At 38.7% G+C, this 25318-nt stretch carries 18 protein-coding genes; 7 read left to right on the forward strand and 11 right to left on the reverse strand.

Features of this window, described 5'->3' with window-relative positions:
• Window positions 1–11: 11 nt before the first annotated feature.
• A complete protein-coding gene (locus tag LNTAR_RS00120) occupies window positions 12–905 on the reverse strand; it encodes an SMP-30/gluconolactonase/LRE family protein (protein WP_007276558.1) in 894 nt (297 codons plus the stop codon).
• Window positions 906–1104: 199 nt separating this feature from the next.
• Here LNTAR_RS00120 and LNTAR_RS00125 point away from each other — a divergent pair, with 199 nt between their 5' ends.
• The 4 genes from LNTAR_RS00125 to LNTAR_RS00140 all read left to right on the forward strand — a co-directional run bounded on the left by LNTAR_RS00125 (window position 1105) and on the right by LNTAR_RS00140 (window position 7371).
• Entirely contained in the window at window positions 1105–2673 is a 1569-nt protein-coding gene (locus tag LNTAR_RS00125) for a sialate O-acetylesterase (protein WP_007276559.1), read from the forward strand.
• Between the two features lie 3 nt (window positions 2674–2676).
• Window positions 2677–3612, forward strand: coding sequence for an alpha/beta hydrolase (locus tag LNTAR_RS00130; protein ID WP_007276560.1), 936 nt, complete (start codon window positions 2677–2679; stop codon window positions 3610–3612).
• Window positions 3613–3783: 171 nt separating this feature from the next.
• A complete protein-coding gene (locus LNTAR_RS24720; RefSeq protein ID WP_007276561.1) occupies window positions 3784–4479 on the forward strand; it encodes a type II secretion system protein in 696 nt (231 codons plus the stop codon).
• Window positions 4480–7371: a discoidin domain-containing protein gene (locus tag LNTAR_RS00140; protein ID WP_007276562.1), complete on the forward strand. Its 2892-nt coding sequence runs from the start codon at window positions 4480–4482 to the stop codon at window positions 7369–7371.
• Window positions 7372–7952: 581 nt separating this feature from the next.
• Here LNTAR_RS00140 and LNTAR_RS00145 read toward each other — a convergent pair.
• Window positions 7953–9032 carry an IS110 family RNA-guided transposase gene (locus LNTAR_RS00145; protein ID WP_007276563.1) on the reverse strand — a complete coding sequence of 360 codons (1080 nt, stop codon included), beginning with the start codon at window positions 9030–9032 and terminating at the stop codon, window positions 7953–7955.
• Window positions 9033–9671: 639 nt separating this feature from the next.
• Between LNTAR_RS00145 and LNTAR_RS27800 the strand changes: the two genes are divergently transcribed.
• Genes LNTAR_RS27800 through LNTAR_RS00160 form a run of 3 tightly spaced genes read left to right on the forward strand, consistent with a single transcriptional unit; the run spans window position 9672 to window position 14431 of the window.
• A complete protein-coding gene (locus LNTAR_RS27800) occupies window positions 9672–12323 on the forward strand; it encodes a PSD1 and planctomycete cytochrome C domain-containing protein (RefSeq protein ID WP_007276565.1) in 2652 nt (883 codons plus the stop codon).
• A gap of 3 nt (window positions 12324–12326) precedes the next feature.
• Window positions 12327–13730 carry a DUF1501 domain-containing protein gene (locus LNTAR_RS00155; RefSeq protein ID WP_007276566.1) on the forward strand — a complete coding sequence of 468 codons (1404 nt, stop codon included), beginning with the start codon at window positions 12327–12329 and terminating at the stop codon, window positions 13728–13730.
• Window positions 13727–14431, forward strand: a complete 705-nt coding sequence (locus LNTAR_RS00160) for a polysaccharide deacetylase family protein (protein WP_007276567.1) — start codon at window positions 13727–13729, stop codon at window positions 14429–14431. Before LNTAR_RS00155 ends, LNTAR_RS00160 begins: the two co-directional genes overlap by 4 nt.
• 699 nt (window positions 14432–15130) lie before the next feature.
• Here the strand turns inward: LNTAR_RS00160 and LNTAR_RS26380 are convergent.
• From LNTAR_RS26380 to LNTAR_RS00205, 9 genes are all read right to left on the reverse strand, one after another.
• Complete coding sequence (locus LNTAR_RS26380; RefSeq protein ID WP_007276569.1) at window positions 15131–15808, reverse strand: type II secretion system protein; 678 nt, start codon at window positions 15806–15808, stop codon at window positions 15131–15133.
• Window positions 15809–15968: 160 nt separating this feature from the next.
• The gene (locus LNTAR_RS00170) at window positions 15969–17954 is read right to left on the reverse strand and encodes a serine/threonine-protein kinase (RefSeq protein ID WP_007276570.1); all 1986 of its coding nucleotides are present in this window, start codon (window positions 17952–17954) and stop codon (window positions 15969–15971) included.
• 14 nt (window positions 17955–17968) lie between these two features.
• Entirely contained in the window at window positions 17969–18562 is a 594-nt protein-coding gene (locus LNTAR_RS00175; RefSeq protein WP_007276571.1) for an RNA polymerase sigma factor, read from the reverse strand.
• 169 nt (window positions 18563–18731) lie between these two features.
• Complete coding sequence (locus LNTAR_RS00180; RefSeq protein ID WP_007276572.1) at window positions 18732–19838, reverse strand: glycoside hydrolase family protein; 1107 nt, start codon at window positions 19836–19838, stop codon at window positions 18732–18734.
• 154 nt (window positions 19839–19992) lie between these two features.
• Entirely contained in the window at window positions 19993–20541 is a 549-nt protein-coding gene (locus LNTAR_RS00185; protein WP_007276573.1) for a hypothetical protein, read from the reverse strand.
• 24 nt (window positions 20542–20565) lie between these two features.
• Complete coding sequence (locus LNTAR_RS00190; RefSeq protein ID WP_007276574.1) at window positions 20566–22011, reverse strand: sulfatase; 1446 nt, start codon at window positions 22009–22011, stop codon at window positions 20566–20568.
• 1 nt (window position 22012) lies between these two features.
• Complete coding sequence (locus LNTAR_RS00195) at window positions 22013–23548, reverse strand: family 16 glycosylhydrolase (RefSeq protein WP_083799896.1); 1536 nt, start codon at window positions 23546–23548, stop codon at window positions 22013–22015.
• 246 nt (window positions 23549–23794) lie between these two features.
• The gene (locus LNTAR_RS00200; RefSeq protein ID WP_007276576.1) at window positions 23795–24112 is read right to left on the reverse strand and encodes a hypothetical protein; all 318 of its coding nucleotides are present in this window, start codon (window positions 24110–24112) and stop codon (window positions 23795–23797) included.
• Between the two features lie 50 nt (window positions 24113–24162).
• On the reverse strand, window positions 24163–25191 hold the full coding sequence (locus LNTAR_RS00205) for a hypothetical protein (RefSeq protein WP_007276577.1): 1029 nt from the start codon (window positions 25189–25191) through the stop codon (window positions 24163–24165).
• Window positions 25192–25318: the final 127 nt, after the last annotated feature.

Here is a 25318-nt window from a genome sequence, read left to right on the forward strand (position 1 = left end):
CCTAATATGAATTACTTAAAGTGAGCTCCTGGGCCACGGACTTTCATTTTGAGTGAGTAGAAGTTTTTCTGCTGGGTAATGAAAAGTGTTTTCATTTCTTTGCCACCAAAGCAGATGTTGGCCGTCCAACCTTTGATATCAATATGGTGTAGTTTTTTCCCTTCGGGGCTGAAGATGTGCACGCCTTTGCCCGTGAGGTAGATGTTGCCTTTTTCATCAATCGTCATGCCATCCGAACCCATATTACAGAAGAGTTGTTTATTGCTGAGTGAACCATTGGGCTCGATGTCGTAGGAGTAGGTTTTTTTATCTCCGATATCAGCAATGTAAAGCTTTTTGCCATCGGGAGTGCCAACAAGGCCATTTGCTTTGACTAAGTCAGCATCGGCAATGATCACTTTCTTTGTTCCTGGAGCAATATAATAAACGCCCTGCATTTCTTGACGGAGACTTTTGTCTTGCCACCAAGGGCGTTTGTAGTGGGGGTTGGAAAAGTAGATGCCGCCATTTGGGGCGATCCAAGCGTCGTTGGGGCCATTGAGTTTTTTGCCATTGCCCGAATCGAGGATGATTGTTTTTTCTTTGGTCTTTGGTTCGATGAGCCAGAGTTCATTTTTTTCGTCGGCACAAGCAATCAGTTTACCCTCGGCAGTAAAATAGAGTCCGTTGGAACGACCAGCGGGCTGCATAAAGATTTCGAGCTCAGCACTTGTTTTATACAGCATGATGCGGTTATTGGGTTGGTCAGTGAAATAAACGTTTCCGTCTTTGTCAGCTATGGGGCCTTCGGTGAATTTAAATTCGGAGGAAATAAGTTGAAGTTGCGCTCGGTCTTGCACAAGTGAGTCTGCGAGTGCGAGAGGAACTAAGAAGAGTGCGAGGACAAGAGATGTAAGTTTTTTCATGTGGGATCCAGAGATAAGTTCTTAATATTCATCAAATAAAGTAAGAGTTCTTGAGAGTTTGAAACAGGAGACCTTTTGTTTAGTTTATTAAAAAATAGAGTTTTTTGTCGTTTTCAGACAGTTCTTTGTCGTATTTTGCCATTTTAGAAACGTACCAAGCGTTAATATTCATGATAGTTAATTAAACCCAGGAGACAAAATGAATTTCAAGAAAGCCATAAGCAGTATAATTTTATTCAGTTCACTAGCTACGCAAGCCGATATAAAACCGGTTAAGCTCTTTCAGAGCGATATGGTTATTCAACGAGATACTCAAGCACCCATTTGGGGTAAAGCCGACCCAGGTGAATCAGTCGCTGTGAAGGCGAGTTGGGGCGCCGAAACGAGTACCATGGCAGGCAATGATGGTAAATGGTCAGTGAAGTTAAAGACTCCAAAGGCAGGCGGACCCCACACTATTACTCTCAAAGGTAAGAATGAAATCGTTCTGAAAAATGTTCTATCGGGTGACGTATGGCTTTGTTCGGGTCAGTCGAATATGGAATGGACAGTGAACAACTCAATGAATAAAGACCAAGAAATCGCCAGTGCAAATAATCCGATGATTAGACATTTCAAGGCCAACCATGCAATGAATGAGAGGCCAGCTGATGACAATGGAGCTCAATGGAGAATCTGTACACCACAGAATGCCGCTCATTTTACTGCCGTCGGGTACTATTTTGCCAGAGAGATTTACAAAAATGAGAAAGTACCCATGGGTATACTTTCGGTCAATTGGGGCGGAACAAGAGTGGAACCTTGGGTTACTCCAGAGGGATTCCATATGGTTCCTGAACTCAAAAACCTAGCCATGAAGATTGATGCGGTCAACCCTAAAAAGCCAAGTGGAAATGCAGCATATAAGAAATATATCCAAGAGATGAAAGCCTGGATTGCGAAATCTGAATCGGCGCTTATTAAAATGGAGGGATTAACAGCGGCTCCTAAACGTCCGTCTTTAGGGACCTCTCATCAGTCTCCGACTTATCTGTATAATGCGATGATCAATCCGATTGCTCCGGCAGCTCTCAAGGGGATATTGTGGTACCAAGGTGAATCCAATGGCAATGAAGGCGACTCATATTATCATAAAAAGCAAGCATTAATTAAGGGCTGGAGAAAACTTTTCAATCAGCCGGACTTACCCTTTTATTATGTTCAGCTCGCTAATTTTCAGAAATCGAACCCCAATCACGCTCTAGGAGGTGATGGCTGGGCTCGCCTTCGTCAGGCGCAACTGGATACTTTGCAAGTGGAAAATACGGGCATGGCATTGGCCACCGATATTGGTGAAGCCAAAGATATTCATCCCCGCAATAAGCAGGACGTGGGTAAGCGTTTAGCTTACTGGGCACTCGCTAAAGATTATGGCCATAGCGATTTAGTTTGCAGTGGTCCGCTGTTTAAGGAAATGAAAGTGCAAGGCAATAAAGCCATAGTCAGCTTTGATTACGTAGGCAGTGGTTTGATGCTCGCTAAAAAAACGGGACTTGAATTCCCAAGTAAAATTACTGGCAATCAAGTTAATTGGGTTTCGATAAAGGGGGCAGATAATCAGTGGCACAAAGCCGAGGCGGTGATTCAAGGCAATGCAGTGGTGTTCACGAGTGATAAAGTAAAATCACCCAAAGGTGTTCGCTATGCTTATTACATGAACCCTGAGGGTATGAACCTCTACAATAAAGAAGGTCTTCCAGCGAGTCCCTTTACTTTTGAAGTGAAGTAAGCCATGAAACTTATTAGCCTTTTTATTTTCTTTCTTATCTCGCTCACAAGTTTTGCGGATCTCGCAATTGATCGAGTTAAATTCAATTGGCTAAATAAAGTCGAAAAATCCGCTCACGGAGCCGTGCATCACACTTTGTTTTCGAAAGCTAACAATGCTGAAGTGGGTTTTTACGTTTATCTTCCCGATCATTATGAAAACAATCCTCAGGCACATTATCCCGTGATTTATTCTCTCCATGGAGGGGGTGGTGACGAAAGCAAGAACTTAGGGCGAATTCACATACTCAAAAAGGCGATGGAACTCAAACTGATCCCACCAAGCATCATGGTATTTCCCAATGGCGCCAAATCATCGGCTTACCTGGATTCCCATGATGGAAGCCTCAAAATCAAAACCATGATTCTCAAGGAAATCATTCCCTACGTGGATGATAAATTTAGAACAATCCCCGAAGCTCGAGCAAGGGCTGTTCATGGTTTTTCCATGGGAGGCACGGGTTCATGCTATTTGGCCTTCACTCATCCGGAAATGTTTAGTTCGATGACTAATTTTGCCGGATCAGGAAATATGCGCGTCAATTTTGACCCCGCAGCAAAAGATGCCCATACAAAAGTTCGCTATTTTAGTAACAAAAAAAATATGCTTGGAAATGATGCGCAGTTTTGGAAAGAAAATGCCGGTTACTATGCCATAGAAAAGCGTCAGGATTATATTAGGAAGAAGTTAGGTGTTCGCATCGTCTTTGGTAAAAAAGACAAAGGAATAAAAGGCGCGGAGCAACTCAGTGCTTTTTTGAAATCTCTCAATATTCCCCATGATTTTGTTCTTCACGAAGGCGGTCACAATTGGGGCACAGAGCAAAATGGCCTGGATACCATGAAGTTTCATTCAAAACACTTTATGCTAAGTGATCAGGAAAAAGCCTTGTTAACATAGTCAAACTTGTTCTTTAAAATTTAGAAAATTCTATTCAAATCAATGATATTGTTATATGTTTTAGACAAATTAAACAAATTCCTTGTGTTTTTTTAAGGCCCTTGGTCTTTAATGATGAGGTTTTTTAATTTAACATAAATATAAACATAAATATAAAGTAATGGTCTGTATATGATTATGATAAAAAAGAGAGCCAGTTTTTCATTGATCGAAATTTTAGTCGTTGTGGCGATTATAGGTATTTTGTCATCATTGCTTTTACCCGTCTTGAGCAAAACTCGTAAAAAAGCAAAGACAGTACTTTGTAAGAATAATTTAAAAACAATGCATTTAGCATCGGCTCTATATGCGGATGATAATGACGAGTACTTTACGCCTTATGTAACGGGAATAAATGTTACTTGGGATGACTTATATAGTGATTATGACGGGCGTAATTTATCGCAAGATCAAAGGGAAAAGGTAAGGTTGCAATCAACTGTTAGTGCGGATGTGAAAAAAACGAATGAATTATATAAGTGTCCCTCCGATAGTATTGAACGAGATTCACGTTTTTTTACTCGTTCTTACGTGATCAATAGAAGTATAGGTGGTGGTGGGACATCAATCAGTCGTTCCGACTTAACACAAGCGACAATAACACCATTTCACACTACAAAAATTCGCGTTTATAATCGTTTAGGAGAAGGGAATAATAGTTATGCAGATGCTTTTGGTGACGTAATTCTCCAATCTGCTGATAATACCTCAACTTTATATCCGGGTTTACACGGCACTTGGAGTTTCAACTATCTTTTTTGTGATGGTCATGTGGAAACGAGAGTTTATTCTGCTTTTGATGTTTCTGACTGGGACCCTACACATTAAATGCATAACTTTTTGATATTCCTGTCTCTCCTTAGTTTCTTGTGTCAATTTAGCTTAGCTAAGCAAGATCTTGGCACAAAAGAAATTAATCCTTTAGAATTAGTCGAACAGGACCAGAGTCATGAAGCTCTGAGTTCGTCAGATATTTTTAATAGAAACATATTGATGGGAAGCCTGTTAGAGTACACCCATTGCTCTTCGTATAAACCGGGAGCCTTTGCGTGGTACGCCCATGATGGGAATGAGAAAACAGGCTGGCTGCTCGACCATCAGAACAATACGGGTTATCTGGAAGTGTCTTGGGGTTTAGCGTCAGTAGTTGATGAAATTTACCTCTTAGAGAAAAGCAACAAAATCATTTCATACAAAGTCAATTTATACGATGGGGAAAAATGGCTTGAAATTGCTGCTGGGAATAAACTTGGGCGCAAAAAAATAAGTTTTAACCCTACCAAGGCGAGTGCCTTGAGGATCGAGATTACTACGAGTGCTAAGAATGGCGGCATCGCAGAAGTAGAAGTTTATAATTCAAAAGTCAAAACTTTAGCTAAATATGGTTCCGAAGCGCTGATTGCGGCCATGAAAAAATCTAATGTTCAAGTTTTCTACAAAGGGAGTCCTTATGTATTTAGTTCTTATGGCTTAAAATTAATTGATCCACGTAAACGTGATGCATTATATGCGGATTCGTGGTCAGGAAATGTTCTTAAATCACTTCAAGCTCACTTCAAGCTTGATTCTCAGATGACATTTAAGGGGGCATTTAAACAGAAAATTAAAACTTTATGTGAATCTAATAACTTAGATTATTTAGAACACAATTCATTAGTTTTGATTGGGAAAAATACTGAGGTATTAAATTCAGTCCTTGGCGAATTAGAACAGACTCTTTCTCAAAACCCCTACATGATCAAAAATAAATCTCAAATCGATGGTGTGATAAAGCCAAGTTTAGAAAAAGTCGGCAAGACCTATGAATGGGCAGGGCTTCGTTCTTCACATATTTTGGGCACTAACTCAGATGCTTGGTTAAAGTATTCACAAATAAAATCTGTTCGTACTTGGGCAGGTGCGCCTAGGTATATGAATAGCTATATTAGGCCCGTGAATAAGATCAAGGATTCAGGTGAGTTTGAAATAGCGAAAACAAAAATACGCTCAAAACCCGAAGAGAATAAATATGTTTCTTGGAGCCCATTTATGAATAAATATCATAAAGATCTAAAAGAAGAATTCTCTGTGTATGAGAAATTGGGCATTAAGGTCATTAATGAAACAGGGCCCAAAGATTGGCCGGACACAATACATGATGATTTTATTCAATGGGCGTCGACTTATGCTTTTACTTATTATTTGGCGAAAAATTTTAATGTGGCCGTACATCAATACGGGAATGAGCCTGATTGGTACTTTAATAAATCCACTGAGCAACAAGTAGCGAGACGGTTAACTCTTATTGCCGATGCAGTTCATTGTGCCATTGATGATGTAAATCGCGATTATGGCAAAAATTTAGAGTCGATTTTCACTGCACCCGTTTTGGCTGGTGTTTCTAATGGTCGATCAGCTCGAATCATGATGCGAAACCTCTACACTCGCTACGATGGCACCAAAAGTGAAAGAAAGCTCTTTCAGTTATTTAATCGCCATCGCTATAGTGGACGCCCCCATCAAAATGATTTAGAAGTCGCACAAGTTAAAGAAATGATGAAAGACGAAGCGGGGGAAATTCTACCTCAGATCTTCACTGAACTCAATTATTCAACAGGCCGTCATTGGGCGCGACCAAAAACGACTTTCACCAATGATTCACCTCGTGTTTATACTTCCATCGCAAATATCTGGGGAGAGATGATGGAAGAGCAGGGTGTGTACGGGATTTTTGTTTTTAAATTAAATGATAAGGATGTGTTTTTTCGAGATGATATCGGCCCTTTTTCCAACACGATTACATACTCTATCCCAGCTGAGCATGATCTAGATGGCAAGCTTAAGGAGCATAATCAAATTGCGTATGGGACGAAGAACTTTGAAGTTTGTCGTTTGTTCTCAAAAGGCTTTCATGGCAGTCGACCACTTTTAAAAACAACAAATACTTGTTCCGATTATCAATACAAAGCTTGGACAAGTTATGATGAGAAAAACCAGCGCTATTACATTTGGTCAGTACAAAATAACAAAAATGAAACTTATAATTTAGAATTTGATTTAAGTGAAATTGATGTCACAGAAGGAGCCTTAGTGACAGTCGAGACAGTCAGCCCAATAAGACATGGAGAAATGACGCAATTGCTTCATTTAGGCAAGGATAAAAAAATATCTTTGCAGCAGGGATCTTACAGTTCAGTCCTTTTGACTATTCATCAAGAAAAAATGAAGGAGGAAAAGATTTTTGCGCAACACGCAAAAACGATTTTGAATGGAAGAGAAGTTAGCGATAAATCACAACTTGAGGTCTCTCGACAAAAAGGGCAAAATAATATTTCTATCCTGGAGTTTTCTTTGCCTAAAGTCGAGATTAAAAGAGCTGTACTGCAATTTAATGCTAAGGCAGAAAGTTCTTTTGACTACGACGATGGTTTTATTTTTCGCCTCTATAAAATAGATCCTGACAAAAAAATCGAGGATGTGTTATGCAAAGATGTTTCCGCACTAAAAAATATCGACCTAAAGAATTATCCGATCGGGCATTTGACTTGTTTTAAAGATCTCAGGAAATTAAGTGTTGATGCTACCGAGGCGATAAATGAATCTATTCGTCTGAAGCAAGAAAAAATAAAGTTTGTTCTGATCAGAGAATTATATTGGCCGGATGAATCTACGGATCATATAAAATCTTTTGTTGAATTGGGGAATGAACTCGCACCACAAATGCGCTTAGTCTTTGAATGATTTTTTTTTAATCACTTGCGCTATTTAAATAATATCATCATACTTCCCTTGATTTTGTTCTACATGAAGGCGGTCACAATTGGGGCACAGAGCAAAATGGTTTAGGTACCATGAAGTTTCATTCAAAACATTTTAAGCTAAGTGATCAGGAAAAAGCCTTATTAAAATAATTTAGGTGATATAATTTATGCGCCGTTCCTTCAGCACGGAATAAGGGTAAAAACCCAAGATCCTATGCTTGAAACCATAGGCTTCCATGAGAAGGCATTTACAAGTTACGGTTTGCGTTAAAGTTATATATTATTTAGATAATTGAGAAAATCAGTTTTCAAATGTCGATAAAATTTTGTCTTGCTTCCATTCGCACTCTTTTTTGTGGATCGCCAAATCCGGTGCATGATTGTATCCTATTTGATGCTGCTATCTGAGTTACGAACTTTAAAAAGATTTGGCTAAGCTCTTGTTCTACCTATGGTCCGCAGTCATCTAATAAGACATTTGTTAAACTTTTTTCTTTTTAAATTCTTTCCTTATTTGTGATTCAATAAAATGGTGGGGAGGTTGGCTGGATTGGTGGATGATTATGAAACTTTTTTAAAGGTTTTTTTATGTAAGGGATCATAGTTTTCTCCACTAATCCAAATTCGATGCATCAGAATCCCGAGCTTCCTTGCAATTGCAACTACAGCCTTTTTCTTAGCTATTTTACCTCCGCGGCCAGTTATTCTAAGTCCATAGCTTTTTAGGTCAGAATCGGGTGAACGATCGCTTAATATAAATTGAGCCGATCCTACTAACAATGATCTCAGATAGCGATCTCCCTGTTTTGTAATACTCAGCTGTTTATCACACTCTCCTGATTGATCTCTTTTTGGAGTAAGGCCAAGAAAAGGTCCTAGATCTCTACTTTTGTGAAAGCGTTTAGGGTCATCAATAGTTAAGACAAAAGATAAAGCTGTAATGGGACCAACACCTGGTATTTGCTGAAGTTTTATAGCTTCTGGACATGACTCTTCACTTATTTGAAGAATCCGATCATCTAATCTATTGATTCGATCTGTTAAATCTTTACATTCTTCGAGAAGTTCTCCAAGAGTCGGAATTAACTCATCAGGAAGGTATTCAAACATTCTTTCGCCAAAACGATTTGATGCGCAACTAGGTAAATTGGTGGCACCAAGGCTTTTTAATAATCCACGCACACAGTTGATACATTTTGTACGAGCTACAACAAAGTGTTCACGGGCACGAATCACGGAGAGCATTTGTTGAGCTGATATACTTCGATGTTTAATTCCGTGAAGCAGAGTTGGGTCCATTCGAGCTACACGCGCAATCTTTTCCGCATCTCTTTCATCGCATTTATTTGTGTCAGCCCAAATCATTCGTAGTTTGCGGGCATTGGCTATAATGACATGAAAACCCATATCCTTAAGCTTCGTAGAAATCCATAGTGAACTGGCACCAACCTCCATTGCGACGCGCACCTTTGAGCAAGCTTTATATTGTTCAAAATACTCTTCTAAGCAGACAATATTATTTTCAATTTTTGTTTGATCAATTTTCTCTCCAGCGGAATTCAAAACACAAATATCATGTTTTTTGTTTCCAAGATCAATTCCTATTGTGATTTCAGGTACTTCGATAGTAATTTTAGACATGGCAGTTCTCCGTTAGTTTTTTCGTTAACTTAACTAATATCAGGCAAGGTCTGCTAGCAAGTGGACTTTGCCGAGGGCTGCCTTCTCATACTATCGGAATTATGCTATGTGCCTTCGGCACGATTTCATATACAATCCAATTTTATGCGCTTGAGGGGGCATGCTGAAGAGGGCTTATATATGTTTAAAATGATGCGATGCTTGGTGCGACCCGTTCCATGCGGATATTACATTCTCTCTACCAAACCTATTATTATATTTAAGAGGGTTGATTACTTTATAGAGATTATGTGGATTTATATGAGTGCACAATTAACGAGGCATTATGATTTATGCGCCGTGCCTTCAGCACGGAATGAGGGCGAAAACCCAAGTCCTATGGTTGAAACCATAGGCAGAATTATGCGAGGTACCTCGGTACGCTTTCTTTCATGGTTCAAAAAATATTGATCTATTATCATACATAAAATTATTATTTATTCATACTTTTTGCCGAAATAGCACAAGAATATATTCTGAAAGGAGAAGAATGTAATGTATACTTTCAATGAATGAAATTAATTACTGATTTCTTGTCACAATTTCAATTTAGCGGGCAAGTAATACAAGTATTAAATAAGAAATTTTATAAGGGAACAAATGAAAAGATTAATTTTAAGTAGCTTATTTATCTTTACTTCAATCCAAGCTAAAGAAATAAATTTTAATCAGGATATACGGCCGATTTTATCGGATCGCTGTTTCCATTGTCATGGTCCAGATAAACATGATCGCAAGAAAAAATTAAGGCTCGACATAGCAGAAGGCGATGATGGCGCCTACCGAGTACGCCGCGGAAGATTTGGTATTGTCCCAGGTGATTTAGAAAAGAGTACCGTTTGGCAGCGTATTATCACTGATGATGAAGACGATATCATGCCGCCCTTGGACTCTCATAAGAAGCAATTGACGGTTAAAGAAAAAGCACTCATTAAGCAATGGATTGAAGAGGGCGCTAAATACGAAGGTTTCTGGGCTTTTGAAGAGCCAAAGAAATCATCTTTGCCAAAAGAGACACCTTGGAGTAATCATCCCGTAGATTTATATGCTTTAGATAAAATGAAGCAGGAACAATTACAGCCCAATCAAGAAGCTGATAAAAGAACTCTCATTCGTCGTGTCAGTTTTGATTTAACGGGTTTGCCACCGACAAATGAAGAAATTCATACTTTCATTAATGATAAGAGTCCCAAGGCCTACGAAAACTTAGTTGATCGTTTATTGCGTAAACCGCAATACGGTGAACACATGAGCAAGTATTGGTTGGATTTAGTGCGTTTTGCCGATACTAACGGACGCCATCACGATCACTACCGCGATATGACTCCCTACCGCGACTGGGTTATTAAGTCATTTAACAAGAACCTTAATTACGCAGATTTTATGCGTTATCAGGTCGCAGGTGATCTTTATGAGAATCCAACAGAAGATCAGCTCGTGGCTTCGGGCTTTAATCGACTCCACCTCATCATTGATCAGGGGACTGCACCACCCGAGGAGAGTTACACGCGTAACGTGATTGATCGTGTGACGGCAGTGGGGACTGCTTTCATGGGACTAACCGTGCAATGCGCGCTTTGTCACGATCACAAATACGACCCCATCAGTCAAAAAGACTTTTTTGCGCTTTTCGCTTTCTTCAACAATTTTGATGGTGGACCGGAGACAGGCGGTAGAAAAGGGACTGACTTTAAACAGGGGTTACAGAAGCCTTATATTCGCTTAGGTGAAGAGCTTGCCAGAAAAGAAGTCAATCCCACATGGATTTGGAAAAAAGGAAAAGTCACTACAGAAAAAGCCAATTTTAAAAAGTCTTTTACACTGGAGAAAAAGCCTAGTCAAGCATTCTTGCAAGCAACATGTGATAATAGCTTCACAATCAAAATTAACGGTAAGCACCTGGGTCAGTCAAAGGAATGGCATAAGCCCCTCAAGAAAGATGTCGCGAAATTCCTCAAGCTAGGTGAAAATCTCATTGAAGTCGAAGCTTCCAATATAGGTAATGCCGGTGGCTTTGTGGCATACCTCAAGGCTGGCGATGTGGATATTCTAAGTGATGCATCTTGGCAAGCCCAAGTACCGGGTCAAGAATGGCACGCTGCAGTGGAATTAAAAAAGCATGGTTCTGAACCATGGAAGCAGGTTTTAGATATTAAAGGCGAAGATAACCGACGCGGAGCCATGGTGATGAAAGAGCGCAAAGACATAAAGCCAGCTCATATTCTCATCCGTGGTGAGTATGATAATCTAGGTGAAGTTGTGGAACGCAATACACCTGAGTTCTTACCTCCATTAAAGAAAGAAGGCGAGGTCGCCAGCCGTATGGATTTAGCCAATTGGTTGGTGAATGATCATCCACTAACGGGACGTATTGCGGTTAATCGTTTTTGGCAGCAGCTCTTTGGAGTGGGTTTAGTGAAAACTTCAGAAGATTTTGGGGCTCAAGGTGAAGTTCCGAGTCATCCAGAATTATTGGATTATTTGACGGTCTATTTCCAAGAATCGAATTGGGATGTAAAGAAAATCATGAAGTTCATGGTGATGTCAAAAACCTACCGCCAATCCTCCAAAGCAAAAGAGAAATCTTATACGGAAGATCCAGAAAATAGATTATTAGCTCGTGGGTCGAGGTACCGTATGGATTCCGAGATGATTCGCGATCAAATCTTAGCTCACAGTGGCTTGTTGTCCGATAAAATGTATGGCAAGAGCGTGAAGCCACCACAACCTGATGGTATGTGGAAAGCTGTAACTATGCCTTATTCTTACCCAAAAATTTATGAAGCTGATAGCGGCGAGGCTATATATCGCCGCAGTGTTTACACTTTCTGGAAGCGTGGCATGCCACCGCCCCAGATGAGCATCCTCAATGCTCCGGAGCGCGAAGCCTGTATTGCGCGTCGCGAACGGACCAATACTCCACTGCAGGCTTTACTGCTAATGAACGAACCCGAGTTCCTCAAGGCTCAAGGTCACGTAGCTCGCCAAGTTGTCGCCAAGAAAAGTTTAAATGACGCCCAAAAGCTCAGCTATGTTTACGAGAAATTGACATCTAGGGATATTAACAAAAAACAAGTTGGTCAATTAAAAACTCTACTGGAGCAATTACGTGATCACTACGCAAAAAATCCGTCAGACACCAAAGAACTTGCGAACTTATTAGAGCTCAAAAATAATCAGGCTGAGCTCGCAGCTTGGACCTTGTTGGTCAATTCGATTTACAATTTAGATATCATGAAGACAAGGGAGTAGGCTATGTTATCCAGAAGATCATTTTTACAAAATAGTGCCCTAGGCTTAGCTGCCTTAAATTCCAATCCTTTGCGAGCTGCGCAAAGTCCCTTGGGGCAGACACATCACAAAGCCAAAGCTAAACGCGTTATCTTTTTGTTCATGGCAGGAGGTCAGAGTCAGCTCGACCTCTTTGATCATAAACCAGAGCTACACAAACTCTTTAATACTAAATTGCCTCCATCGGTGAGTAATGGTCAGCGTGTTACACAAATGACCAAAGGCAAAGAACAGTTAATTCAACCGTCAAAATACAAGTTTGCTCAGCATGGCCAGAGTGGCACTTGGATGAGTGAACTGATGCCTCATCTTGCTAAGAAGGTGGACGATATCTGCATGATTAAATCCATGAATACCATTTCGATCAACCACGACCCAGGAAAAACTTTACTTTGTACGGGCGCCGAATTACCTGGACGTCCGAGCATTGGCTCATGGCTCAATTATGGTTTGGGTTCAGAGAATAAAAACTTACCTGGCAATATTGTCATGCCATCGGCTTTCTGGACGGGTGGTAAAGGAAATGTCCAAGCACTCTATAGCCGTTTATGGGGTAATGGATTTCTACCCTCTAAGCATCAGGGTACAGCTCTGCAGGCAGCAGGTGATCCCGTTCTCTTTTTATCAGACCCCAAGGGTGTGAGTCGCTCGACGCGTAGAATGATGCTCAACTCAATTGGCAAACTCAATCAAGCGGACTTTCAATCCATTGGCGACCCCGAAATTAAAGCGACTATTGCTCAGCAGGAACTGGCTTACCGCATGCAGGACTCGGTGCCTGAATTAGTCGATATCTCAAAAGAATCAAAAGCGACTTTGGATATGTATGGACCCGAAGTTCACAAGCAGGGCTCTTTTGCCCGCAACTGCTTATTAGCTCGTCGCATGGCGGAACGCGGTGTGCGCTTTATTCAGCTCTTCCACCGTGGCTGGGACCATCACAACACCTTACCTAAAAAGATTGAAGGTCAATGTTACGATGTGGATCAGGCCTCTGCAGCTTTAATTCAAGACCTCAAGCAACGCGGCATGTTGGAAGACACCATCGTAGTTTCCATCGGTGAATTTGGTCGCACAGTTTATGGCCAGGGTAAGCTTAATCGCGATAATTATGGACGAGATCACCATCCACGCTGTTTCTCTGCTTGGTTAGCTGGGGGCGGTTTTAAACCGGGGCTTAGTTATGGTGAAACAGATGAGTTCTCTTATAATGTCGTTGACAAGCCTGTATCAGTTGCCGATTTGCATGCCACTATGCTGTGGCAATTGGGGATTGATCACCATAAACTCACTTTCCCTTTCCAAGGTCTGGATTTTAAATTGACGGGAGTCGACCCCTGTGATGTCGTTCAAGGCTTAGTCACTTGAGGCTGCTATTCTTATCGCTTTTCCTCCTACTTTTTAATTTAAAGGCAGAAAAAATCGTCGTTCTCACTTTTGACGATTCAGTCAAGAGTCACTACACTTTTGTGGCGCCACTATTAAAAGAATATGGTTTTAATGCCACCTTTTTTATCACAGAGGGCTTTTCATTTCACAAGAGAAAAGACCTTTACATGACTTGGGAAGAAGTTAAAAAACTGCATGATCAAGGCTTTGAGATTGGCAATCATACTAAGGCTCATCGCAATGTCAAAAAAATGACGAAAGATCAGTTACGTCAATCGCTCGAGCATATAGAAAAACAATGTAAAAAGCATGGAATCCCCAAGCCGACGTCTTTTTGTTACCCTGGTTATGCCACGGATCCGAAAGCGCTAAGTGTGTTGAAAGATATGGGTTATAACTTAGCCCGTGCAGGTGGAAATAAAGCCAGCAAAGTGGGTAAGGAAGATTTACTGCTCTTGCCTCAAGCTTTTGATGCTAAGCCCAAAAGTACACTGGATCAGTTTAAAAAAGCCCTTGACCAAGCAGATGCTAAACACATTCCCATTTTAACCTTTCACGGGGTTCCCGATATTGAGCACCCCTGGGTAAATACTGATCCAGAAAAATTTAAAAGCTACATGAAGTACTTAAAAGATAATAATTTTAAGGTCATTGCACTGCGGGATTATCCACTAAACTAATGCCCCATAATTACTTAAGGGGATAGTGTTTAGCAAAATGTGAACGGACAATAATTTACTAATTTAGTCTCGCTCCGAGACTTTTTAACTTCTCTTAATGACACTTCTATTCACTAATGCGATAAAAAATTTAGGCGCTTTCGAGTATGATGTTTGAGTAGGAAGCTGTACCGCCGGTACGTATTAAATAAATTCATCGTTCGACTAAAAACTTTATTGAAATTCACCTTTGGGATGGACCAGCCTAAACAGCACTTTCATCAAAGTCATATTGATCTAAGCTTGGAGCATGGACAAGGATTTTTGGAGCACACCAAATGGCATTTACAAAAATGACCAGTTGCATACCCATCTTTTTGAAAAATGAGCCATGCACGGTAAGTTTGGGTCGAGCCAGTTGGCTACATTTCGTTTGCGGTTCTTGGCATAAGAGGTGAAAACATTGCTAAGCTTATAGTGAACTGTATTTTGGTCCGTCAAAATCACAGCTCTAATAGCTTAGCATAAAGGGCTGGCGACTGTAAATTGTCAAACTCAATAATTTGAGATGCCAACTTATCTAAAACGGTATTTTTTTTATACGAGTGGTCAAGGAGGAGAGATCACCCCAGCCCTATTCATTTTAGCAGATGATTAGGGCATTAGGTTTTACACCATCCTTGTTCAGTTGCAAAGTAACAGTTAGCAGGTATTTTCAATTTATTCGAACACAAAACCGTCACCTCCTGACCAAGAAGGATTAGATGTGTCCCAGGCAACCCATTGGGGATTAGAAAGTAAAGTGGTCCATTTTAAACTAGCAACATGGCCATCAGCAAATAATAAGTTAGTTTTTGTACCCACGTGCCTAATATTGAAGTTGTCGGAACGATACTGAACCATCCAGGAAGTTTCCACAGACTCTCCCACCATCGCCGTTTCTGCAGACGAAGTCAAGGCTGTAATTGATCGATTATTATCACCGCCTGAACCTTGCAGGTGCATATTAAACATGTAGTTCTTAAAATATGAGAATACATTTTCTTGCTGTGAACTTTCTGTACATATAAATGTATCGTTGTTATTGATATAAAGGTCATCAATTTTGACTTGATAATCGCCAAATACTTTTTCAGCAATTAATCCTGATGCATAGTAACTATAGCCATTGTATCCTTTCGTCCCTAAGTCATTATCGGTGTAATTAGGGACAAAAAAATTCTTATTATCATCCAATTGCATATAAATGCCTTGACCTTGGCTTTTAAGGTTGATATTACATACCATAGCTTTTGATGTGCGTCGAGCTTTGCCCAGTACCGGTAACAATAATGATGCCAATATACCAATTATCGCAACCACAACCAATAACTCGATCAAAGTAAATCTTTTTTTCATTTCGCGTGCCTTTGTTTATGTTGATAACATATAAACAACTGTGAATTTCACTTCTTTACATTGATATGAAAATGATTAGCTGAGTTTAAGTCGTTGATAAATAAGTGTTAGCAGAACAGGGAAGGTTTGGAGAAGCTTTTTTACCTTCTCTTTATTAAAATTAGTGCTTCACGCTAAGGTTTATTTTACTTTTTAAAGTTGATAGAACCGCCGCTGAGTACTGAGATTTAAAAAGCTCTAACTCCTCCAAAGTTGAATTTTCATTAATAAGTTGAATAATTTGTGATTCGTCAGCTATTAATACATGGCTTAAAATTATTTTTTTTATTTCAAGCCCTCTTAAGAGAGAAAATGATTCGGCAGGTACTTTGTCATAGTAAAGGACATTTAATTTGGGGCCAATAAGTTTTAGTACTTTTGTTTGAGAATTATACTCAAAACCCTTATCGTCCCAGTTGGGGTTAAATGACTTAAGTAACTCTTTCACTACTTGCTCGTAGCCTGTGAGGTCTTTGCGTACCTCTAGGTCGTACATTAGCGTTCTATTGAGCATTGCAGGAGGCATATGACCATTTGTTTGAAGTCTGATTTGTCGAATAATTGAGATGAAATCATTGATTGAGACATGTAAACTTTTCTTAGGGATAGAGTCTGTCGAAAAAGCACCTTGAATAATTTGGTACAAATAAAAATCTTTATGGTATTTACTTAGAGCCTGTTTTGCTTCAAGGTAACTTTGTCGAATAAACATGAGGTGACCTTTAGCTCTGAGAAGATCATTGTTATCAGGTTTTTTTTCTAGAGCATAACGATTTGCCATCAACTCTTTATTTAGAGTGTGCCTTAAAGAAACGGTGTAATTTGTTGTCCCAAAAACTTTGTATTGTGAACTTAGGTCATCTAAGTATCTATCCCGCATAAATTCACGACTTGCTGTTTCTTCTCTTAATAGACGCAAGGTTTTTTCAGTTTCATAACGTGCTGTTTCCGCTGCCATTCGTGCATGGTTTTCGGCTTTTCTACTCTCTGCCAAATGTGATACATAGAGAGATGTGGTAATTGTAATAGTTATTAAACTTAGCACAACAATTAAACATATAGTTGTGTTTCTCAAGACAAAACGCTTAAGCTCTTTGAAAAAACCGGATTTTTCCGAAGAAGTAGTATACCCTTGTTTATATTTGCGAAGGTCATCAATAAGTTCATCTACTGATGAAAAACGTTTAGATGGTTCTCGTTGCACTGCTTTCATGATGATAGCTTCAAGGGAGTCTGATATTGTAAATTCCTTGGAGGGGGGGGAGATTATTGTTCCATCTATAGTTTCTTGTAGGACTGTTTTTAAAGAACTCCCTGTAAATGGTGGTTTTAAAGTAGAAATTTCATAGAGGATTATACCTAGCGCATATATGTCTGTTTGTTTTGTTTTTTCTTCGTTTAAAAGGCATTGCTCCGGTGCCATATAACCAGGAGTTCCACTGATTGAGTTTGAATTATTTTGGTTTATTACTAGATTTTCATTGTAGCGTTCATCCGCGACATCACTTAATTCAAGTTTTTTGAGTACTTTGGCTAAGCCCCAATCAAAAACAATGACTTCACCATGATCACCTACTTGAATATTTCCTGGTTTTAGGTCAAGATGAATGATGTCATGTGAATGAGCATACGAAACAGCATCACATATTTTAAGAAAAATTTCCAACATATATAATCTTTGGGCCTGTACTAAAGCACCAGATTCTTTATTCACTTTCCTTAGTAAGCGATCCAGTGAAGTCCCAGATTTCAAATCCATTGTAAAATAAGGCCCCTGCTCAGGATCATGTCCAATATCATAAATTGTTACGATATTGGGATGATCCAAATGAGCTACCAAACGAGCTTCGTGCAAAAATGAATCAAGGGTATTTCCCGAGAAGTTTTCATTTACATGAGCTATAGCAACGTCACGACATGTAAAGTTGTCATATACACGAGAAATTTGTTTCATCATGCCTGAGCCAATAATCTCACGATGGCAATAACGATTATGTTTTTCTTCAAACAATAAAAAATTGGACTCATCTAGATCGTTTTCACGAGTAGTAAACATGGCTATATCGTATAATTTTATTTTCTCTTCAAAATTCACATTGTGAGCCATAGGGAGCACCATTTTTAAAATTCTAACTCTTCGGTTAGTTGACGTATTTCAACTAACATTCGTGCTTTAATTCGGTTACGAATTATATAAACTGTCTCTTTTTTCACACCCAAGTATTCAGCGATCTCTTCTACCGGCTGGTTATTCAATGTCATTTCAAAGCATTTAATGGACTTCTCAGCAAAAATACTACGCATTCGCTCCATGGCACAATCCACTAAATATTGTTTCCATTGATTTTCTATAAGATCATCAATTTCTGCATTAGTATGAGTTTCAAACACTCCCAATGACTGGTGATACTTGTTAATATTTTTATCATAACGGCTCTGTTTAATGAGGTGGTTTTTGGCTGTGTTTCGAATCACAGTTCCGAGCCAGGTTCTAAAGCGTGAGTTTTGCTTGATATACTTACGTATATTCTTATGTAAATTTAGGAGGATTTCTTGTACCACATCATCCCTGTCACTAAAGTCTACATTCACTTGTTTGAGCAAGAAATATATAAAGGGACGATAACAAGCTTCAAATTCTTCCCAAGCCTCATCATCGGTACCTAGCTGTATCCTTTGAATGATAGACTCTCTAGTGTTCCAGTTTTCACTCATATATTTAGCCTCTATTATTCATATAAGATATATTAATGACTGGTTTTTAATTATCAATTTCATACTGAACGCAGCTAAACAATAAAGATTTCAAGTCTTTTCACTCATTAGATGAAAATCACATCACTTACATCAAGCAATAATCATTACGTTTCTACTTATTCAGCCCCTACTCATTATTTACTAATATGGTTATATTGCCACTTATATTTCTTTTTTTGTCAAAAACAGCTATGTAAACGGCAATAGGACTTCCCATATTATTTGTTAATATAAAAGGTCGTTCGAAGCGACTTGGTTGCCAAGTTTTATGGTTACTTAAACTGAATTCTTTTTTAGAAAACAAAACCTGCCTAGCAGGTTGCCAAGAATAACTATCTTTGGACGAAAAGAGTCTCAGATCAGGTTTTTCCATAACATGGCAAGCCATATAAAAACGCTTTAGTTTTTTATCGTACCATAGTCCTGCATCTTCTGTTTGAGCTTCGCTATAAACAGGCGTTTTTTGGAATACAAATGGACCTTGAGCCTTACTTGAATGGCCGACTAACTGAATCCTAAACCAGCCATCCTTATTTACATCATCTCCTTTCATGACCATAACGTACTTTCCGTCCAAGTAGGTGACAGCGGGATTAACGGCAATATTTTTAAAGTTGCCATGAGGTGTGACAACGGGTTCTTTTGATCTTATGAAGGGCCCTGAGGGAGAATCTGATAGTGCTACACCAATGCGTTGAGAATTCCGTACCTTGCTACGATTATTCTTTAGCCATTTATCCGTGGGGTATACATTTTTTTCAGTGGTTTTGTATATATTTCGTAAGTCATTTGAAATATAATAAAGAGCTATTTTTCCATCAACGACACAAATGCTTGGATTATGAGCGTTATTAATATCCCAGCCGTTTAAATTCTTCCCCTCTATAACAGTATTCACATATTTAAAGGGCCCTTCGGGATTATCGGCAACAGCATGCGCAATTTCACAATGAGTCATCCAAGCACTAAAACCACGCTTTTTAGGCCAACGTGAGTAATAACTGTGATATTTACCATCATTCCATTTAATTACAGCCATGCCCCAAATGAAATAATCAGGATCCACTAAAACATGGGGGTTTGTTTTTTGAGCATAAAAATCACTTTGTACATTTGCATCTAACTTGAAATATTTAATTTCTAATGAATCACCTGCTAGAGGATTCTCGATAGCGATAGTTGTACCACAAAGTAAAGTGATTAAAAAATAAAAGATTAACTTAAAGCTATGCATTATAGGTCCTTAGTATTATTTTTTATGAAATCTTTCTTAATAACTTTGATTTATATAATCAAATAAACCACAAGCTATTCTAATTAAGCTTTGTATAAGGTGCTGTCAGCACAATGGGTCTTTTAGATTTCTTAACCATTGCGCCGATACTCAATTAAATGTTAATGGTAGTATTAGGGATATTATTTAATCCATTGAATCGTCTTTTATAATCCTTGCTTTCATTAACTAAAAGTTTATCAATTTGTATAAGGGTTACATTAAGTTTTGCACTAGATTCCTGATGCTCTTCAGTACCAAATTCCATATCTTTCAATTTTTTAGTTATGGGAGTAATATTTTTCCACATTTTTTGTATTTTTTTATTACGACTTTTTTTTATGGCAACTAGGCGTTCATTCCATGGCATTAACTTTACCATAGTAACAGAGTTTATATTTTCTGGATTCTCGTCTACTAAGGCATGATCAATTTTTATCAAAAGTACTTTAACTTTTTCTTGTAAGATTACTTTTTCTGAAGAACCACTATCCAATTTTATTGATTTTTGATTCAATTGATAGGCATCAGCCCAAAGCTCTTTAATCATCTGTACCTTACTATTTTCAATAGCAGTTATACGATCTCTCCATTTATCTGATGCTTGTAATGCAAAGCTACTAAAAAATGTGATTAAAATTAATGTTAAAATATGTTTTCTCATTATTTCACCTTCTTGTTTAATTAGTTATTTTTGGGTAGAGCTTTTTGAAAAAATCCAGTTTTGTTCTTTTTCAAAATTGTAGTTTGGGTTAAATACAGGTAACTGAGCCCCTATCTTTTTTTTCCACGTTCTAAGATCGCCCATTAGTTCTGCTAATTTACGCTTTTCAGTCATTGCGAGGTTATTGCGTTCACTAATATCATTTCTTAAATTGTAGAGTTCAGCGTGACTTTCTTCGTATAAAAATATAAGTTTCCAGTCCCCTTTACGGATGGCACTATAGGGTTTAGCACCTTCTAGGTGATAGTGTGGGTAATGCCAGTAAAGCGCATCTCGTTGGATTGTCTTTCCCTCCAGTAGTTCAGGTACAAGACTTATTCCGTCGATGTCTTGCTTTTTAGATACATCTATCTTACAAAGATCGAGTAAAGTAGGGTATATATCATGAGATATAACAGGACTGCTTGATGTTTGTCCTGCTTTTATTTTTCGACTCCATTTTATGATCATCGGCACACGAACACCACCTTCATACATATCACCTTTGCCTGAACGAAGTGGATAATTTGACGTTACTTTTTGGCGGTTATTTTCATAATTTCCGCGTAGCCCACCATTATCACTATTAAAGATTATAATTGTGTTATCTTCAATCCCGGCGTCTTTAACTGCTTGCATGACAGTACCAACTGCATCATCCATGTGTTCCACCATTGCTGCGTAAACTGGATTCGTATGCTGGTATCCTTTCTGGATAAGTCTTGTGTACTTATCTATTTTCTCTTGGCGTGCTTGGAGCGGGGTATGAACATTATATAGCCAAAGATTCATAAAAAAGGGTTTCTTTAATTTGGCAGTAGACTGAATGTATTGACTCGCTTCTTGTGCTAATCGCTCAGTTAAATACTCACCTTTGGGACCATCCTTGAGCCGAGGATTATTATAAGGACTGAAATAACCTCCTCCACCGTGTGCACTTGGTGATCCGGCTCGGAATCCAGCTATATTTTCATCAAAACCTTGGTTTTCTGGCCAAGAGACTGATTCTTCCCCTAAGTGCCATTTGCCAATATGTACTGTTTTATAACCCGTAGCTTTAAAAGCTTCTGCTAAAGTTATTTCTTCGGCAGTTAAATGCATTTTCCAATTTGGTGACTTTAGTTTGGCGTATGGTTTTACATGTCCAGTTATCCAATCGGTAAGATTATTATTGGCAGGATTTTTTCCCGTCATAATGCTTGAACGCGTAGGTGAGCATACTGTGCAAGCGGAATAGGCATCAGTAAATCGCATGCCTGTTCTTGAAAGTTCATCAACATTTGGTGTTTGATATAGGTCACTACCATAACAAGTTGTATCGGTCCAGCCTAGATCGTCAACTAAAATCATAATCACATTAGGTTTTAGAGCATTTTCCTGCCCGTAACTAGTTAAGATTCCTATTGATAATATAAGGATTATTTTTAACATTTTAATGTCCTTTTATTTTAACTAAAGTATCGTTTCTAGGAGTCAATTCTGGAGATTTTTGTCCATCATAATGGAGTCCTTGGTATTCCCAAACACGTACATAATCAACATGCATTTCTGTAGGGAAGCCTCCTCCAGTTATTTTTGGGTATTTATTGTTTTTTGTTTTTCTATAGGGAGGACGTAGTCCCAAGGAAAGAAACATATGATAGTTATGTGAATGATAAGCCTTACCATCGACTACATCTGAAGTCCCGACGAGTTTTCCATCGAAATAGAAATAGGCCATTTTTTCTGTAATGAGTGAGCCGTATACATGAAAGTCATCTCGCACATCGACTCCAACATCAACAGAAACGCGATCTAAAGCAGGAGGGAAATACAGCGGTTTTTCTTTGTAAAAAGTCTCAGACCAAGCCATAAAGAAAACATACTCATTTTCTTTGACGTTTGGTACTTGTTGCATTTCAACATAATCAATTTCTCTATGTTCTTTTAAAGTGCCTGCACTTCCCCAAAAAGCAGGGCATACACCCATATGTAAACTGGCACCTTTAATTCTCGCTTCTACATAGGTGGTTCCGGGATATTCATACTTGGAGACTATGCCGCCTGAGCGATAATGAGTTTTTCGCTCCCCGAGTTCTTCAAATCCCGGGTTTTTAATTAAATTTACTGAGCTACCCACTGCGTTAAATTTAATATCATCTAAATATACTCGATCTCCGCCACTTCCTTCTCCAAAGAATCGAAGTTCAAGAATTTTAGAATCTGCACTTACTTCAAGATCACTAAAAATCATCTCAACCCATTCAGGGTTATAAGTAATTTTTTGTGATATAAGAACATGTGACTTTTTATCCCCACCGGCCTCTTGGAGAATCACTTTATTGTTTATCCATTTACTTGGATTTTTAACCCTAAACGACAAATTATAAACACCTGGCTTTAAATAAAGTCTTTGCTTTATTTCTCCAGAGGCTTTCTGAGTTTGTCTTTGCAAAGAAATTCTAAGGCTCTTTTTACCGCTATATTGTTCATCTGAAACAGTCGTAAACATCATTTTTGGCATCGAATGATATCTTGTTTTCCATGAATATGCTCCTAGCATTTCATTTTGTTTTTTTTCTTCGGTGTCTAGGTACTCCATTTTTAATTTCAATAAACCATTATTTAATTGGACATTGCCTTTAGAAACATCTCCCCATAGCCAATCTGTCGACCATGTTTGAGGGAAATCCCACTTTGTCGTATCTAAGTCATCGCTATTAAATTCATCCGAAACATGTTCCAGAAACTTCCATCCATTACTAGATTTAATCTCGGGGATTATTTTTGGTTTGATATTATCTGTACTCTGAGAGCTTACAGTAAAATAAGCCATTAATAAACTTATAAACATAAATGAGTGCTTGATCATAATTGTAGGATTCCTTGGGGTTTCATTTAAATATTCTCTGAATACTACAAACAACTGTGGATTTATAGTCTTTACATTGAACCATAAAAAAAATCTTTTTATTTGAGAACAAGTCATCGTTTACACCCGTATGGATGAGCTTTATTATGAGTGAACGAAAGAAGCTGTAGCGAAACCTAATTATGGATTAAGTTCAAAAAAGCGGACTAGAATTGTATAAAATAAAATATTGAAAAATTTATTTTTTTTAAAAAAAACGAGCAGGGGGGAGGTGATCACGACTACATAGAAAATAGCCTTGTCAATTTCGCTAAAAAAAATTCAGTACTAGAGTTATCCTTTGTGTAATCACAATTTAGTGAGTTAGTTTTTGCTAGCTTTTAAGGTGATAATAGTAATCGATACGCCAGGTAAATTTATTCCACTAACGAGCGTACCTTTAATGTTAGTGTTAACTTTTGTTACTTGCTCCCATTTTGGATCTATGTCATTGGGGCCTTTTCCGCTGAAACGATAGATCTTATCAATACTGTAATTCATGGGAGAAGCAATGTTGAGTTCAAGTGGTTTTGTAAGTGCTTTGGGAGATTTATTAATAATAAAGACGCTTAGATCCTTTGTCTTTGATGACTTGCTGGCAAATACTTTTGTTGTGGCCGTATCGGTCTTAATGTTCACCATGGTGTCGTGTACATAATTACCCCAAATGGCAACGGCACGACCTGATGGCGTTATTCATTTTTAGTACCAAGACCCCAAAAAAGGCTCTTACTGCCATCTTCTTCTTTTAAATATCGCGTTGTCCAAAGCATTGCCATGGCAACTCTTTTTTCTAAGAGTAGTTCGCCAAAGGTATGAAACGTAACAAGAGCGTGGCCAAGAGTATTCGTCGATGCCCAACCATTTGCAGAAAAATCTTGAGAATTCATTTCTGCAACAACAATTTCAATGCGATTTTTATGCTCCTGAGGTAATTGAGCCGTGATTCTCTTTACAACACCAATACCACCCACTAAGTCCAGTTTATTTGTATAATAGTAATCATAACTTTTCCAATTCCAGGTGTTGTAGGTACTCATGGATACAAAATCAATATGTGGCGCTGCTTGAGGAATAAATTTCGACCACCAGTCCCAGGTATCTCCACTCGCACCTATTTTTATTGTGGGGTCAATCTTTTTCATGGCTTTCGAAAATTCAATTACACGAGTAGCTACTTCATCTATAGGGATTTTTCGATCGTTCCAGTTTTCATTTCCGATTTCCCAATATTTGACCTTATAGCGTTTCCTTTTCGCATAAGCCACCCAACTTGTCGCATTGTTTAGGTGTTTTTCTTTCTCTTCTTCACTCCATTTTACACTCGGGCAGGCAATTACGATATATGCATGGGCGCCGGTTGCTTTGACGAGCTTCATATATTCATCAAAATTGAGTAGATTTTTACTCATGTTACCATACCAGATGGCCTGTGGTTTAGGAGATCTCCATGGAGCCTTCGACCAAAAATGATAGTTTGATTTGTTACCACCAGGGTAGCGGAGGCAACCGGGCTTCATGTCCTGTAGTGCAACTCTTATTTTTCGCGCTCCTCTGGCGCGATTTTTGTCGTGGTCACGTATGTAGTTTAAGTTTATTCCGACAACTTTGTCACATCCCTCGCGAAGTACCTGTTGCGTGTCAACTTCGATAGTCTGTGCAATTGCTTGTATCGTGACGAGTGTCAAGTAAGCAGCCATCCATAATTTAGCTAATTTCATGTTAGTTTTTTATTCATAGTTATTAGTTGAACCAAACGGCCTAATAAGATCGACTGGGATATTATGCTAGGGGTGAAAGAAAGTGTTTAATGGACTTGTGGCATTCTGCGTGGTAGTGCTCCGAGCC

The sequence above is a fragment of the Lentisphaera araneosa HTCC2155 genome, from assembly GCF_000170755.1.
GTDB lineage: Bacteria > Verrucomicrobiota > Lentisphaeria > Lentisphaerales > Lentisphaeraceae > Lentisphaera > Lentisphaera araneosa.